General features: G+C 57.0%; 19 protein-coding genes. All 19 read left to right on the top strand.

All coding sequences use genetic code 11. The features are described 5' to 3' along the window. The first annotated feature begins 172 nt into the window (after nucleotides 1–172). The 19 genes from QSK07_RS21940 (at nucleotide 173) to QSK07_RS22030 (ending at nucleotide 13780) form a co-directional block, all read left to right on the top strand. Nucleotides 173–376 (top strand): TraY domain-containing protein, encoded by a 204-nt coding sequence (locus QSK07_RS21940; protein ID WP_072006694.1) that lies wholly within the window; start codon nucleotides 173–175, stop codon nucleotides 374–376. A gap of 232 nt (nucleotides 377–608) precedes the next feature. Next, on the top strand, nucleotides 609–1028 hold the full coding sequence (locus QSK07_RS21945; RefSeq protein ID WP_235765175.1) for a type IV conjugative transfer system pilin TraA: 420 nt from the start codon (nucleotides 609–611) through the stop codon (nucleotides 1026–1028). Nucleotides 1029–1034: 6 nt separating this feature from the next. Then, the gene (gene traL / locus QSK07_RS21950; protein WP_167423853.1) at nucleotides 1035–1337 is read left to right on the top strand and encodes a type IV conjugative transfer system protein TraL; all 303 of its coding nucleotides are present in this window, start codon (nucleotides 1035–1037) and stop codon (nucleotides 1335–1337) included. Nucleotides 1338–1381: 44 nt separating this feature from the next. After that, nucleotides 1382–1981 carry a TraE/TraK family type IV conjugative transfer system protein gene (locus QSK07_RS21955; RefSeq protein WP_167432490.1) on the top strand — a complete coding sequence of 200 codons (600 nt, stop codon included), beginning with the start codon at nucleotides 1382–1384 and terminating at the stop codon, nucleotides 1979–1981. Nucleotides 1982–1985: 4 nt separating this feature from the next. Further along, nucleotides 1986–2723, top strand: a complete 738-nt coding sequence (traK, locus tag QSK07_RS21960; protein ID WP_285723159.1) for an F-type conjugal transfer protein TraK — start codon at nucleotides 1986–1988, stop codon at nucleotides 2721–2723. Next, nucleotides 2720–4105, top strand: a complete 1386-nt coding sequence (gene traB, locus QSK07_RS21965) for an F-type conjugal transfer pilus assembly protein TraB (protein ID WP_285723157.1) — start codon at nucleotides 2720–2722, stop codon at nucleotides 4103–4105. The genes traK and traB overlap by 4 nt, the downstream gene beginning before the upstream one ends. A gap of 11 nt (nucleotides 4106–4116) precedes the next feature. Then, nucleotides 4117–4650 (top strand): transcription/translation regulatory transformer protein RfaH, encoded by a 534-nt coding sequence (rfaH, locus tag QSK07_RS21970; protein ID WP_285723156.1) that lies wholly within the window; start codon nucleotides 4117–4119, stop codon nucleotides 4648–4650. Then, nucleotides 4647–5054 carry a hypothetical protein gene (locus tag QSK07_RS21975; RefSeq protein WP_285723155.1) on the top strand — a complete coding sequence of 136 codons (408 nt, stop codon included), beginning with the start codon at nucleotides 4647–4649 and terminating at the stop codon, nucleotides 5052–5054. Before rfaH ends, QSK07_RS21975 begins: the two co-directional genes overlap by 4 nt. Before the next feature lie 15 nt (nucleotides 5055–5069). Then, nucleotides 5070–5534: a hypothetical protein gene (locus tag QSK07_RS21980; RefSeq protein ID WP_285723154.1), complete on the top strand. Its 465-nt coding sequence runs from the start codon at nucleotides 5070–5072 to the stop codon at nucleotides 5532–5534. Further along, nucleotides 5527–5706 carry a hypothetical protein gene (locus QSK07_RS21985; protein ID WP_033774290.1) on the top strand — a complete coding sequence of 60 codons (180 nt, stop codon included), beginning with the start codon at nucleotides 5527–5529 and terminating at the stop codon, nucleotides 5704–5706. Before QSK07_RS21980 ends, QSK07_RS21985 begins: the two co-directional genes overlap by 8 nt. An 11-nt stretch (nucleotides 5707–5717) precedes the next feature. After that, nucleotides 5718–6500: a hypothetical protein gene (locus tag QSK07_RS21990; RefSeq protein WP_285723153.1), complete on the top strand. Its 783-nt coding sequence runs from the start codon at nucleotides 5718–5720 to the stop codon at nucleotides 6498–6500. A gap of 257 nt (nucleotides 6501–6757) precedes the next feature. Next, a complete protein-coding gene (locus QSK07_RS21995) occupies nucleotides 6758–7225 on the top strand; it encodes a hypothetical protein (RefSeq protein WP_285723151.1) in 468 nt (155 codons plus the stop codon). A 180-nt stretch (nucleotides 7226–7405) separates the two neighbouring features. After that, entirely contained in the window at nucleotides 7406–7786 is a 381-nt protein-coding gene (locus QSK07_RS22000; protein ID WP_285723150.1) for a hypothetical protein, read from the top strand. A 106-nt stretch (nucleotides 7787–7892) separates the two neighbouring features. Then, the gene (gene traV, locus QSK07_RS22005) at nucleotides 7893–8435 is read left to right on the top strand and encodes a type IV conjugative transfer system lipoprotein TraV (RefSeq protein WP_285723149.1); all 543 of its coding nucleotides are present in this window, start codon (nucleotides 7893–7895) and stop codon (nucleotides 8433–8435) included. Between the two features lie 216 nt (nucleotides 8436–8651). Continuing rightward, nucleotides 8652–11297, top strand: coding sequence for a type IV secretion system protein TraC (gene traC / locus QSK07_RS22010; protein WP_285723148.1), 2646 nt, complete (start codon nucleotides 8652–8654; stop codon nucleotides 11295–11297). Nucleotides 11298–11311: 14 nt separating this feature from the next. Continuing rightward, complete coding sequence (gene trbI / locus QSK07_RS22015; protein ID WP_285723147.1) at nucleotides 11312–11758, top strand: type-F conjugative transfer system protein TrbI; 447 nt, start codon at nucleotides 11312–11314, stop codon at nucleotides 11756–11758. Then, complete coding sequence (gene traW, locus QSK07_RS22020; protein ID WP_285723145.1) at nucleotides 11755–12378, top strand: type-F conjugative transfer system protein TraW; 624 nt, start codon at nucleotides 11755–11757, stop codon at nucleotides 12376–12378. The genes trbI and traW overlap by 4 nt, the downstream gene beginning before the upstream one ends. Next, nucleotides 12375–13082 carry a hypothetical protein gene (locus tag QSK07_RS22025; protein WP_285723143.1) on the top strand — a complete coding sequence of 236 codons (708 nt, stop codon included), beginning with the start codon at nucleotides 12375–12377 and terminating at the stop codon, nucleotides 13080–13082. The genes traW and QSK07_RS22025 overlap by 4 nt, the downstream gene beginning before the upstream one ends. Further along, nucleotides 13079–13780: a hypothetical protein gene (locus tag QSK07_RS22030; RefSeq protein WP_285723141.1), complete on the top strand. Its 702-nt coding sequence runs from the start codon at nucleotides 13079–13081 to the stop codon at nucleotides 13778–13780. Before QSK07_RS22025 ends, QSK07_RS22030 begins: the two co-directional genes overlap by 4 nt. Nucleotides 13781–13842: the final 62 nt, after the last annotated feature.

Raw genomic sequence — 13842 nt, forward strand, 5'->3', positions numbered from 1 at the left:
AACTCGAAATAGTTTTCAATACATGCATAATTCTTTACGAAAACACATCAGTACTGAGTTGCTTTTGAGTTGTTTAGTTAAGATTTTCAATCAGTAAACGAAGCGATTAGAAGTAAGCTTGAGTAGCTAAGTTGCTGAATTTACAAATCTTTAGCCACATAAGAGACGCCTTATGGCCAATGCAAAATCCATCAGGGGAGGTTCAGTTTTAGTCCACCTGTCAGAGGAGACTAACCAGCTCCTAGTGGAATCATCGAAGCGTTCAGGAAGAAGTAAAACACGAGAGGCAAAAATCAGACTTGAAGACTCACTCAGATCATTTTCCGACCTAGCCGCCACCGGTCGGAGATTCGAATCTGCAACTGATTGTGAGTAGTTTTTGAGTCTTTTCGCCGCCCATGCCTCTCATTTAAATCTTTATATGAAACGCTGCTGTAAACTTACTGCATATAAGGAGGTGGATATACATAGCCCATTCTGAAACCGAAAATCATTTTCGCTTAAAAATGTTTTTTCAGACTGCATCAGATATTACTGGTGCATGACACTGCTCGCCATTTTAAAAATGGTGAGTCGTTTTTTATAACCTAATTCTGATTAAGGATTAAATGATGCAAACTTCGACTTTCGCTTCCGTTAAAACGGATAGCGTGGCGGTAGCATTGTCTGATGTCTGCCAGAAACCCATCTCTGGTAAATATTTATCTACTAAAAAAATGGTGAAAGGTTTTGTCCGTACTGCCTGTAAAAAAGGTTATCAGCATCGCGCAAATGTAACCCTGGTAGCCCTCGCAATGCTGTGCTTTGCGTTGCCACATCTTGCAGGAGCTACTGATCTGCTGGCCGCTCAGAAGCAGGATGCCAAAGACACGTTCGGTCATGGCAGTACTGTTGAATGGGGGTTTTACATCGGCGAAATCATCATCTCGATTGGCGGATACATCAAAACGCGCAACCCGATGCTGTTCGTCGGCGGTCTCGCTTTCCTCATCGTTATCACCCGCACCTTCTTCGCCCTGGCCGGTTAATCCCGCATGGACGGGGAATCGCTTAAGTACCAGTTCCCGGAAACCCTCAATCAGCAGAAACGCCTTGGCGGACTCCCCACAGAGGAGGCCGTGCTCATCCTTGCGTGCGCGGGCATCGGTCTGCTCTGCGACATGTTCATTGTAATGCTGATTGTGGCAGGCACGCTCTGGCTGTTAGTCCGTCACCTGAAGAAGGGGCAGGGCACCTGGTGGCTCATGAACCTTCTTTACTGGTATCTGCCGACCGCGCTGCTCCGGCTGCAGTTCCGCCGCGTGCCCGACTCGGGCAACCGGCACTGGATGCAGTAACCCGCGCGCCATCTTCGGATGGCGCTTATTAAAAGGATAACGCTATGAAGTATCAGGTCCGGGAGGGGCGCAACCGGGTAATCATTCTGGCCCTGTGCGCACTTTCGCTGCTCGTGTTTATTCTCGCCGTCAGCAACGTCGTCACCGGCGCGCTGGCGTGGCACTTTGCAAAAAAGCAGAAGACCCTAACCACCCCGATGATGTTTGACCGCCCGTTCATCTCTGATTCCGCCTCCGGAGACGCGGCCTTAAACGGCATGCTGGTGCGCTCTTTCGTCAATCTCCGCCTTTCCGTCACACCTGAAACCGTGGACAGCCAGCACGCTGCCCTGCTGCGCTTCGTTCCCGCTGAGTACCGTGACGACATGAAAAAGCAGCTCGCCGCCGAAGCTGAGTACATCAAAAACAACGGCGTCTCTTCCGTGTTCCGCATCGATGACGAAATCACCGACTCCACCACCGGTGACATCACTGTACAGGGCACGCTGAGCGCGAGCACCACCAACGGTAACCTGAATATTTCGCTTCCGGATGCCAGTAAAGCCTACCGGCTCAGCGTGCACTACGTGGACGGCCTTATCCGCCTGACGGCCTTCCCAGAGGTGCCCTGGACTCAACCTGAACGCCGCCCGCAACAGGACTGAACCGATGAAAAAGACCCTTTCCGCCCTTGCCGTTGCCGGCGTGCTGGCGCTGGCGCCTGCCGCCGTGCAGGCCGCCGTACCCGGCCCGGCCGGGACCCCGTTTGAGAATAATGCGCACCTTAAGGCGCAGATGAGTAATACCAGTCCTAACAAGATCATTATCGACGGCGAGCTGATTACCGGCATCACCGGTCCGGAGAATGCCTACCTCAAAAGCAACACCGCCGACGGCGCGCTGCTAATTACCCCACAGACGGGTCAGGACTTCACCATCTTCCTGGAAACGGCTGGCGGCGTAGGCGTTTCGATCGACGTGTCACCCAAACCCGGTAATGGCCGCACGCTGCACCTGATACCGGCGGATGAGCCACTTAAGCCCAACCCGGAAGCGAAGGTATGGGAGGAGAGTCAGCCCTTCCAGAAAACGCTGGTCAGCGTTGCGCGCAGCATAGTCAGCGGCGAGGTGCCGGAGAATTACACCGAGGTGAAGGCCTCGCGCGGTCCTGCGTACAACCCGCCTGCGGGCGTGCTGCTGACCCCGGAGCGTCAGCTTGTCGGCTCTCACCTGCGGGTTATGCGCTATCGCATGAAAAACACCGGCTACGTTACGCGGCAACTGAGCGAAAAGCAGTTCTGGCAGAAGGGGGTGCGCGCAGTGATGCTCTCAACCCGCACGCTTTACGCTAACGGTGAAGGCTTCGTGTGGGTGATTTTCTCGACTGACGCGGAGGGCGGGGCATGAGCAACATCAATACCGCCACGCGCCGCCGCCAGTGGGTGATTGCCGGCGTGGCCGCCGCGGTCATGCTGGCCACCGGCGGGGGCATCTGGGCGTACTCACACCATCAGGCCGAGCTGAACCGGCCCGCGCCGAAAGCGGCACCGAACCTGACCGGCAGCCTGGTGAACACGTCCTTTACCGAAGGGGTGGCCACCTCCGCGCTGCAGCAGCAGCAGAACAAGACCGCCGGCCTTGAGCGCGACCTCGGAATGCTTACCGGCACGCTGAAAAGCCAGAATGAAGAGCTGCAGAAGAAGCTGAACACGATGGCAGACGCAATTAGTCAACTGCAGACGCAGCAGGCGGGCCGGCCGGCAAATGGCCCTGCAGCCACCTCGCCGGCGGCAGGCACTACTCCCGTTAATGCACCGGTCTCCACCGGGCAGTCTGGTCCGGCACAGTGGAGCATCAACAATCCCGGTAGCGGACCGGCCGCCGGACAGGGCGGGAAATTTTATCCGTCGCAGGGTCAGGCCTTCTATCCCGGCGCTGGCACGGTGCGTCCGGGCGGTCTGAGCCGCGATACCTTCACCTACGCTGCGCTTACTGAGAAAAAAACAAAGCTTCCCTGGATACCCTCCGGCTCCTTTTCTGAGGCGGTCATGATTGAGGGCGCTGACGCCAACGCCAGCGTGACTGGTCAACAGAATACCTCACCGGTGGTCATCACTCTGCTCGGCGATGTCTCCATGCCCAACGGGAAGACCTGGAACATGGACCAGTGCCGCGTGACGGGTGAGATGTACGGTGATATCTCCAGCGAGCGCGGCGAGGTGCGTACTAAAAACATCAGCTGCATTCTGAAGAACGGTAAGCACATCGACATGCCGTTCGACGGGCACGTCTCCTTCCAGGGGAAGGTGGGCATCCGCGGCAAACCGGTTATGCGTAATGGCGCCATTGTGGCCAATGCCGGTGCCGCCGGCCTGCTGTCCGGCTTCGGTGAGGGCATACAGTCTGCCGCCACGCCTACGGTCGGACTCGGTGGCAGCGCCTCTGTTGGTGCCGGCGACATCTTTAAGCAGGGCCTCGGTGGCGGTGCCAGCAAGGCAGCTGACACGCTGAGCCAGTACTGGATTAAGCGCGCCGAGCAGTATCACCCGGTCATTGATATCGGCGCCGGTAACGCCGTGACGGTGGTCTTCCAGCAGGGCTTCCGTCTGGAAACGATTGAGGACGCCGAAGCTGAAAAGGCGAAGCAGGAGGCCCCACAGGCCGCCGTGCAACAGGCCTCCGCGGTTATCCCGGCAGTCAGCAGCAGTAACGGCAATGCGCCTGTTCTGAACCCTGACGAAGTTCTGCGTCAGGCCAGCCAGCTGCGCCTCGGCGACACTATTAATTAAGGAGATGACAGATGAAACAGTGGTATGTACTCAAGTCGTTATTTAATCAGGAAAAACGCGCCGAAGCCCATCTGCTCAACCAGGGGGTGGAATGTTACCTTCCGCTTTTCACCTGTCAGCTTGTTGCCGGGGGAAGTGTTAAACCGGTTAAACCCCAGCCACTTTTTCCTGGCTATCTGTTTGCACGATTCGATCCTGAAGAAATTCATACAACGACGATTAAAGCAACGCGCGGAGTCTCAACCATAGTCAGCTTTGGCAATCGCATAGCAATCTTGGGTGATGCGGAAATGGAGCGCATGAAGCGCGGAGCTGATTCGGCCGCGCAGGCGGACATGCAGGCCCCTGAGCATGGCGATACAGTTCTGATAACAAATGGCACGTTTGAAAACATGCAAGCTATCTGGCATGAGCCGCAGGGCGCAAAGCGTGCAATGCTTCTCCTGAACCTTATGGGAAGACTGGTTGAACTTGATCTCAAAAAGGTCCGGTCTCAGAACATCCAGTTCCGCAGGACATCAACTCACGGGACGGTGGCAGCATGAAGGCGCTGATTAAACGTTGGCTTCATCCGGACAGTAGAGATCACCTTTTTGTGATTCTGATTGCAGTCACGCTGGCGGCGAACCTGACCGTATCCGCTCTGACAATGCGTGAGGGGCTGCCCGGCTTCCCGGGTTTTCCGGGCTGGCAGGTCTGGCGGCTGGCCCTGTTCACGTCTCCCGTTATTATTCTGCTGGCGTACGTGTTCAGGCATTTAGCGAGCGTGACCTTCCGGGTGATGGCAGCGTGCTGGCTGATACTGGCGGCATTTTATCTTGTCGGGGGGGTATGGTTCTGGGCGATGCCAGTCCCCAGCCCAAAAAACATCTTATTCTTTGCAGGCTTAACTACCGGTATCGCGTACTTTTTTACGCTGCTCTTCACCCTGCTTGACCTCAGAGTCTGAAAAGGAGTCAGTCGCATGATGCTAACAGCCCGGAAGACGCGTCGCCGGAAACTGGCGCAGATACGATACCTGGTGGCCTGCCGGAAGGGGCGCCATCTGCCGTATGGCGGCACGCTGGCGACCTGCATGCTTGCCGGTCTGGCGTTTGCTTTGCTCTGGCGTGAATACTCGGCAGACTCAGTGTGGGCGGGCCGGGCACTGGTTATACCCGTATTCATTGCTGTAACAGCGGTTATAAGACGCCTGCGGGAGCCGCTGAACTGGCAGGACCTGCTGGCCATCAGGCTTGAGGCGTACACGCCTCTTGACCTTCATGCCTGGCGCGAACTGCAGCAGGGAGTTAAAGAGGCCGGTTTTATTGAGATACCCGTGCTCGAGCTCTGGCTTAAAAAAGAGACCGGGGCCGTGTTTAAACCCGCCCGGCGTGATTTTGCCTTCACTGAACGTCAGCCTGAAGAAGGGGTAAGTGAAGATGACTAAACACAGACAGCGTGAGCAGCATATCCGGCTCTGTGCGCTGCGGCTTCGTTACCGGCGCGCCTGGCAGGCACAGGCGAGCAGCTGCCATCTGGCCGCAATGCTGACCGAAATCGAGTCGGTTCGTCAGCGTCTGGCTTCTGATAGTCCCGGGCCTGAAGATTTAAACAGATGAGAGGACTGCGCATGACCATATTCAGCCTGCTCTCCGGTATTCCTGTCAGCCCACACATCATCAGGAGAAGAGTAGTGGTAACAGATAAAGTTAAAAAGATGATTATGCTGCTATCAGTCATCCTGCTGTCGGCCTGTGACAATCAAAAAGCAGAGTTCGACGCCACACGGACCAAAGCCCTGCAGAATCCTGATCCGTGGCAGGCCTGGCAGCAACTGAATGCTGAAGGCGAAAAGGCCTGTCCGGAAAAACAGGTTTTACCATCCTGTTCTGGAAAACTTAAAACTGACTACCGCAACCTCTCGTTTTCGCTCTATCGCAAAGCGTTAGACCAGCACTCTTATGCGGCTTTAACCGATCTGTTTATGCGGGATGAGCCACCGGCCGAACTAAGATCCCGGATGCCAGCATTTGCTGCAGAGCTCATTACCGTTGCCGATCATTCATCGGGTGACCGCGCATCAGCAGAGATACTTGCAACCGCGGCTCATGTACTGGAACGCGGTAAGTGGGTGCAAAGAGATAGTGTCCGCGCGGCCGCTTTTTTTGCCCGGGCGTGGCTTGCAGATGACACACAGGCGCCAGCCAGTCTGAGCCGTCTTTACAGTGAGCAGCATGATGAGGCCAGCGCACTGCTGTGGCGGCTTCGCTGTACCGGAGACTGTGACAGCAGCAAGGCGCCATATGATGATTCTGCTTCACTAAGTCCGAGGCAGATATTACGCATTCAGTCTCTCGCGCAGGATCGAAGCATCATCACCGTGAACGGGCAGGCCAGCTGGGAGGAAAAATGAAATATCTTCTGAAAGGCGCGCTTATTGCGCTTTGCTTTTTGCAGTCCTTGCCGGTTATGGCGGGCAGTTCCTCCTCCCGATCATCGTTTAAATCATCAGCAGGTTATGCCGCTCGCAGCCCGGCTTACCGGAGCTCCTTCGCAGGCAATACACCAGTTTATAAGAGCTTCAGGCCCGCAGCCGGAAGCAGTACAGCAACAGGCAGAACTGACAGCCGGTCACCCGGAGCAAAACTTTCCCCTTCAGCACCTCAGTCTTTGCAAAACCGCAGCGGGCCGCAACCTTCACCTCAGCTTCAGACCATCATCAGGGAAAAGGAAGCCAGCGGACCAGGCTGGCTGGGCACGGCAGGCCTGATCTGGTTACTGAGCCAGCATGACCTGTCATCCAGTGATCGTGAATGGATTAACAACAGGCTCCGCGAGGAAAACAGTGAAAACACACCACCTGTTACTGAGCAGTCTGACGTCAGTTTTCAGTGGTTAGTTCCGGCAACCTTTACAAATGGCCAGTCTGCGAAGATTGTGATTGCGGCCGTACGTCACGGCAAAGTACTGCTGCCCGACTGTGAACTTGGCGATATAAAAAGTGTGCATGAAAATAATGCTGCCGTACTTAACTGGACTCCGGAACACACGGTTTCGGCAGTAGCGACCTGCAGGGCAGATGGATGGGTGGATCAGCGTCTGCTGGCCGTCAGCCAGCAGCGTGTGGAAACCCGGTAAATCAGCTTCCACGTATCCCGCTGACAGTCCACCTTTAATAAGAAGACAGCCCTGAGCCTATGCTGCCGGCCGGGACTGCTATCGCACAACACTACATACAATACTTCCGCCTTCACCAGGGCACCCTGCGGCTCCATGCACACCTTTCTAAACAAAACCTGATTTTTAACGAGGCTAAGAATGGTCCACGATGAAACCACTCCTGTTCCGGACTCGCTGTTGATCCGGATTAAAGACGGGCGGCAATTCAGCGGCAATATGCTGTTCCGGCTTGAAAAGTTTAATACCCGACCGGTTCCGGATGCGGCAATAAGCCCGCTGGCAGAGAATTTCGGATACATACCCGCATTCACAGACATCACGATTGAGCAGCTTGCGACATACATTGCTGACGTCATTCGTCAGGTTTCACCCGGCATGCTACATGCTGATATCTGGACGCAAACAAAAGCGCCGGTAAAAAACATACCCGCAGCCTGCCGCGATCGCGTCATGAGCGAAGATGAATTTAAGGACTGGCAGATGGTTAACACCTTTATGAAAGGTAAACATACCAGCTGAACCAACTCTTTTAGTGCCTTCACCAGGGCAACCCGCACCACCCGATTAGCTCGCATCTTTTATCTCCCTGACTTATTGCGGCCTGGCCGCCACTGAGGACTCCACCATGCAGAAACTCTTTGCGTGCGCACTGCTATGCGCTGCGCTGACCGGCTGTGCCGGCATGAACTCTGATTTTGACTGTAACAAGACCGCGACCGACCAGTGCCTGTCGATGTCCGATGCCAGCAGGCTTGCATCGAAGCATCAGAGCCTTGATGACCTGACGGCAGCTAAGGAGGCCGGCCCAAAGCCTGCCGCTGAGGCGCTGGCGACGCCTGGCAACGTGAAGCCAGCCGTCAGTCCTTACCGCCCGTTAAGCGTGGCAACGACTGCCGCGCGTCCGGTTAAAGGGCAGGGCGCTACCGCAGATAGCCTGCGGGCATCCACGGTGCCGGTCCGTAACAGTGCCACCGGTCCTGTGGTCCCGGGCGACTACAGCGGACCGGGTCAGGTGGACGCCCGGCGCATCCCGGACGCGACGCAGCGCCTGTGGATTGCGCCCTGGGTGGATGAGCAGGACAGCTTTCATCAGCCTGCCGTGGTGGAATTCGTGAAAGAGAAGTCCCGCTGGGACGAAGACTTTCGCGTAATCAGCGAGGGGGAGTAATGAAAAAGCGTTTTTCATTCAGCAGCGGCCGTGAATGGCGGGAGCACGCATCGTCTGCGGCTGCACTGCAACACCGGGTCAGGCCCGGACTGGTGTTCACGGATGCACCCCCTCATGGACACGTTTTTGCGCACAGTACGCCCGGTGCCGGTAAATCGGCACTCTTTCATACCCTGATAAAGGCCGCGCTGAAAACAGAGCGCGCCGGAGGTCGGCATGATCAGTAACGTTATCGATCACCTCAGCGGGATCTTCAGCAGCAGCCGCGATGAGGGCGGTGCCAGAATGGCACGCCAGAGGCTGCAGGAGAGCTTCAGCTATCCGTCGCTGACCAGCCTGCTGCCGTGGCGCGAGTTTGACGAGAAGTCTGAGCTGTTCATAAACAGTCGCTCGGTCGGCTTCATTATGGAAGTAGCGCCTCTTGCTGGCGCGAATCAGCAGGTGGTTCAGGCGCTCGATGACCTGCTGCGCAAAAAGCTGCCCCGTAAAACGCCGGTCACGGTGCTGATGGTGGCCAGCAAGTGCGTGGGCGACATGCTGAAGAACGGGCTGAGCCGTGACATGTGGAAGGGCGATATGGCGCCGCGCCTGAACGCCATTACAAAAGCCTTCTGGGAGCGCTCGGCGCTGAAGGGGCTGGCCAACGAGCGCGAATATCCGCTCTATCTGCGTAACTACCGCGTATTTCTGGTGTACGCACACCCCGGCACTGGCGGCATCAAGTCAATGGACGCGGTGGCGCAGGTGCGCGAAACGCTCCGCGTCTCGATGCTGGCCGCACATATGGACACGCGCCGCGTGGGACCGACGGAGTTTTTGTCCGTGATCCGCGAGCAGCTGAACTACCGACCGGGGCAGGTCAGTGCCGGCAGCGAGCACTGGAACCCTGAGCAGGAGCTGCACCGCCAGTGCGTGGATACCAGTACCGAAATGGAGGTTCATCCGGATCACCTGAAGCTGAAGACAGCCCGCCAGCAAGGCGACCGTGCGGTTAGTGACAGCAGCGACAGTGCAGTGGTCAGCACGCGCATCGTCAATATGCAGCTGACGAAGGTACCGAAGCAGTTCGCACTCTGGCAGGCAGCTGACAACCTGCAGAATATGCGTTTTCCTGACCTGGGCATTCCCTGCCCGTTTCTGCTGAGCTGGACCATTTGTGTAGAGGATCAGGTAAGCAGTCAGAACGAGGCGTTCCGCAAAGAACAGGACATGGGCAAGAAAGCGAACTCCTCCTACGGCAAGCTGTTCCCCAATACGCAGCGCACCTATGAGGAGTGGCGTGATCTGCGCATGGGGCTTGCCAGCAATGAAATCGCAATGTGCAGCTTTAACCTTAACCTGACATTGTTTACCCCCGACAGTGACAGCGAACAGCAGCGCTGTGAACTCTCCGCCATCAACGTGTTCCGCAAAAATGACCTGGAAATGTCCGCCCCTCGCTACCAGCAGCTGCGCAACTGGCTGACCTCGCTGCCGTTCGTGATGCAGGGAGGTCTGTGGGACGACATGAAGCAGATGAATGCCACCCTGCGATGCAAGAGCTTCAACGCTGTCAACCTCATGCCGGTCGTGGCAGAGCGGCAGATGGCGGCATCGGGCAGCCCACTGCCGACCTATCGCAACGCGCTGGCCTTTTTTGACATGTTCAGCGAAAGCAACGGGGCCACCAACTTTAACATCGCGGTGACCGGCACTACCGGGGCGGGCAAGAGCTTTTTCATACAGGAAATCCTTCGACAGGTGCTGAACGCCGGCGGCTTCGGCTGGGTTATCGATATGGGGGGCAGCTATAAGAACTTCTGCCGGCAGGCGGGCGGCGCTTACCTGGATGGTGCGACGCTGCGCTTTAACCCGTTCGCCAACGTGCGGGACATTAAAGAATCCGCTGAGGGCATTCAGGGCTTACTGACCGTGCTGGCCAGTCCTAACGAACCGCTGGATAAGGTCAGCGAAACCATCCTGCTTAAAGGTGTGGTGGCGGCTTATGAGGCGAAGCAAAACACAGCACGTATTGATGACGTAGTGCTGTACATGAAGTCGGCGGCGGTGAAAGAGGAATATGGCCAACAGCCGACCATCATGAACCGCATCAACGAGCTGGTGCTGCTGCTGGACCGCTGGTGCACGTGGGGAGCTAACGGCGACTACTTCAACTCGGACAAGCCGACGCTCGACGGCGACACGCGCTTTGCCGTACTGGAGCTGCTGAGCCTGGAGAACCAGCCGCACCTGCTCTCCGCTATCCTGTACTCGCTGATTCTGGCGATTCAGGAAAAGATGTACCACTCGCCGCGCAGCCTGAAGAAGGTCGCCATTATTGATGAGGCCTGGCGCCTGTTCAGTGGCTCTAACCCGCACGCAGCCCGCTTTATCGAAACTGGCTACCGTACGGTGCGCCGCCACCGCGGAGCGTTCATCACCATCACGCAGGGCATTAAGGACTTTACCGGCACCAAAGACCAGGCGGCACCGCCAGCTGCGGCTGCGGCATGGGACTGTTCGGGCACCAAAGTGACTCTGCTGCAGGATGCAAAAGCATTCAAAACCTACCTTAACTCCAACCCGGATCAGTTCAGCGAAGTTGAAACGCAGGTTATACGCGGCTTCCAACCCGCACGCGATACCGGCTTCAGCTCGGTAATGATCTCAACAGGTGAAAACAGCTCGTTCCACCGCGTCTTTGTTGACCCGGTGACGCGCGCCATGTTCAGCACCCGTGGGGAAGACTATCAGTACATGACCGAAGCGCAGAAACGTGGGGCAACCAGCGAAGAGGCTGCCTACCTGCTGGCCTGCGAGCCGGACATGTACCAGGCCGAGATGCAGGAGCTGGAGCGCTGGGCGGGCCTGACCATTGCTTAAAAGAGGATTAAACGATGCAGGAAGAAAGACAGCCGCCTCAGCAGGTGGCGACAGAAACCGCGGATAATGCAGGGATGAGTGACGGCACTCGCGAGACAGTGGGTGCGCGGCTGATGCGCAGCCGCTGCGTACGTCTGGCAACGCTCGGCGTGCTGGTCATCGCGCTCAGCGCCGGTGTCAGTACGCTGGTTACTAAGGCAGTACAGCCCGATTACGTGGTGTTTGATATGAAAGGCACCATCGACACCTTCCAGCAGCAGACGGCGCAGCAGCCGGTGGAAAAGGGGGCGCTGGAGACGCTGACAAAGCGCTTTGGTGCTGCGCTGGACGCCAGCCTGTCTGACTGGCAGGCCGCGCACGGCGGCGTCATCCTGGTGAAGGGCGCGGTGGTCGCCGGCGTCATCGATATTACCCCGGTCATTCAGGCCGATATTGCCCGGCAGATGCAGGGGGTGCCATGAGGCAACTCGCCACAGCGGTTGTTCTGCTTGCTGCAGTGGTTGCTCAGCCAGTGCAGGCGAAAGAACTCGGTACCATCGGCCACCTGTTCCCGATCGCCGAGTCGGACCTGTTGACGTTTATCGGACAGCGCCTGCAGGGTATGAAGGACAGCGGCGAGATGGACCGCCTGCAACGTGAGGCTGAAGCCCGGGTGAAAGCCCATGCTGTTCGTCCGGCACCGGTGGCCGGGCTGACGCCGGCGAAATCGGATCGCGCGTTCCTGTATGACCCGACATTTACGGTGCGGGAAACCATCCGCGACATGCGCGGCAACGTCATCGCCCGGGCAGGCGACAGGGTTAATCCGTTGGATAAAATTGCCTTCAGCGAGACGCTGTACTTCGTGGACGGTGATAATCCGCAGCAGATGGCGTGGCTGAAGCAGCAGCTCGCGGGGCAGCAGAATTTCAAGGTCATCCTTGTGAAAGGAAACGTGCACGACAGCAGCATAGCGCTGGATGAGCCGGTGTACTTCGATCAGTACGGCACGTTAACAACTAAATTCGGCTTTGAGCACACGCCGGTGCGCATTACGCGCTCGGACAAAATGCTCAAGGTAGAGGAGGTGGCACTGAAGTGAGTGACAATACACCATTTAATCTTGTGCATAGACTGGTGAATGACTGGCAGCAATCTGCATCTTCATCCGAGGCCGCACCTGCTCAGTTGCACCCTGAGCCGGTCATGCAACCGATATTGGCTGATCCTGTTCCAGCTGCCTGCCGTGCCGAAATTTCACTGGCACCGGAAAGCATCAGCGCGTTTACATCAGGCCTGCCGGCTGTGGGTAGTTTCTTTGTCCTCATGGCGATGGCCATCGTCCTTTTCCGTTTAGGAAGGAGAATGAATCCTGAGAGGCCGGACACGATGCGCGAGGCTTTTGTCTCATCATCTCCGGCACCGTTTGGCAGCCGAAAGATGGCTGACCTGGCAGCTGCTGAGGTGAACAGCCATTACTGGCAATTCATGCTGGCAGCGTTTGAAGGCGCGCTGGAGGCTGAAGGATTTACCCTGCGTGCTGATTCACGGGCAAAGGTTTCGCTGCCTGACACTGTCCGGGCCCGAGTGGGTATCGCGCTCGTAAAAGCGCGTTCCCGCCACCTGAATCCGCGCCAGAGCGACGAAGCTGCAGAGGCAATGCTGCGGGATGCCGAAAATGATGACTATACCGGCAGCTGGACAGATTGCTGTCAGCGGGGAGCCGAGGCAGCTGGCTGGTACGTTGTCAGGCGTGAAGGTCATACCGGGGGTAACAGCAGCAACGAACTGAGGACAGGGACATGACGTACTACGGTATATTTATTTTCGTCATACTGGTTGGGGCCTTAGTCGTGGTCGGGCTGACTTATCGCCGTCTCAGCAAATATCAGGCGGCGCTTCGCCTGCGGGAAGAGGAAGTCGAAAGATACGAGCGGACCCGCCTGCATGAACAGGAAAGCGCAGATCGGGAGCATGCCGCCATGCTGATCAGAATGGACGTGAGCGACAGATGGTTCCGCCACGCATGGCCACTAACGCAAGTAAGCCTGATGTGGGCCGGCCCGCAGGTTGCGGTAAGCTCCGAAGTCCCTGCCGCGCTGCGCTATGCAGCAGATGAGATCTCGCAGAACGGTATTGCTAACTTAACCTGCGGCTGTAAAGAGGATGCGGCACGCCCCCTGCAGCCGGGTTTTTTATGGCAAACAGTTTCACGGGTTACTGAAAACGGTCCGTCTTTTTTCACAGACGGCTGCGGGGACAGTATTAAAGCTAGCGTTTGGCAACGGGCATTCGGTCGCACCCTGATGTCTGAGAGTCAGGCGCGCGTGGACGTCATTCTGCAGGTCACCCGGCACATGCCGGTGGAGATTTTTTCAACCTGGCTGTGCTGCATTGCAGACCAGTTGGATGAGGGTATGACAGACGATGGCCACTACGATGACGACAGCGGCTGGGGTTTTCGCATCTTACTGCCTGACTCTCCCGGCCCTATGGTCACCTGAATGCCTTTTCTGCCCGCAGTGCCCAGACTGTTCGTTCCTCGCGCCGCTGCGGTACGCCTCAG

The sequence above is a fragment of the Pantoea sp. QMID4 genome (assembly GCF_030270445.1).
GTDB lineage: Bacteria > Pseudomonadota > Gammaproteobacteria > Enterobacterales > Enterobacteriaceae > Pantoea > Pantoea vagans.

Excerpts from the sequence above, each read along its gene's own strand:
- QSK07_RS21955 (WP_167432490.1), top strand. The coding sequence starts at position 1,382 with ATGAAGTATCAGGTCCGGGAGGGGCGCAACCGGGTAATCATTCTGGCC.
- traB (WP_285723157.1), top strand. The coding sequence starts at position 2,720 with ATGAGCAACATCAATACCGCCACGCGCCGCCGCCAGTGGGTGATTGCC.
- QSK07_RS21990 (WP_285723153.1), top strand. The coding sequence starts at position 5,718 with ATGACCATATTCAGCCTGCTCTCCGGTATTCCTGTCAGCCCACACATC.
- QSK07_RS21980 (WP_285723154.1), top strand. The coding sequence starts at position 5,070 with ATGATGCTAACAGCCCGGAAGACGCGTCGCCGGAAACTGGCGCAGATA.
- QSK07_RS21945 (WP_235765175.1), top strand. The coding sequence starts at position 609 with ATGATGCAAACTTCGACTTTCGCTTCCGTTAAAACGGATAGCGTGGCG.
- traC (WP_285723148.1), top strand. The coding sequence starts at position 8,652 with ATGATCAGTAACGTTATCGATCACCTCAGCGGGATCTTCAGCAGCAGC.
- traV (WP_285723149.1), top strand. The coding sequence starts at position 7,893 with ATGCAGAAACTCTTTGCGTGCGCACTGCTATGCGCTGCGCTGACCGGC.
- QSK07_RS22030 (WP_285723141.1), top strand. The coding sequence starts at position 13,079 with ATGACGTACTACGGTATATTTATTTTCGTCATACTGGTTGGGGCCTTA.
- QSK07_RS21975 (WP_285723155.1), top strand. The coding sequence starts at position 4,647 with ATGAAGGCGCTGATTAAACGTTGGCTTCATCCGGACAGTAGAGATCAC.
- QSK07_RS22000 (WP_285723150.1), top strand. The coding sequence starts at position 7,406 with ATGGTCCACGATGAAACCACTCCTGTTCCGGACTCGCTGTTGATCCGG.
- trbI (WP_285723147.1), top strand. The coding sequence starts at position 11,312 with ATGCAGGAAGAAAGACAGCCGCCTCAGCAGGTGGCGACAGAAACCGCG.
- QSK07_RS21985 (WP_033774290.1), top strand. The coding sequence starts at position 5,527 with ATGACTAAACACAGACAGCGTGAGCAGCATATCCGGCTCTGTGCGCTG.
- traK (WP_285723159.1), top strand. The coding sequence starts at position 1,986 with ATGAAAAAGACCCTTTCCGCCCTTGCCGTTGCCGGCGTGCTGGCGCTG.
- traL (WP_167423853.1), top strand. The coding sequence starts at position 1,035 with ATGGACGGGGAATCGCTTAAGTACCAGTTCCCGGAAACCCTCAATCAG.
- traW (WP_285723145.1), top strand. The coding sequence starts at position 11,755 with ATGAGGCAACTCGCCACAGCGGTTGTTCTGCTTGCTGCAGTGGTTGCT.
- rfaH (WP_285723156.1), top strand. The coding sequence starts at position 4,117 with ATGAAACAGTGGTATGTACTCAAGTCGTTATTTAATCAGGAAAAACGC.
- QSK07_RS21940 (WP_072006694.1), top strand. The coding sequence starts at position 173 with ATGGCCAATGCAAAATCCATCAGGGGAGGTTCAGTTTTAGTCCACCTG.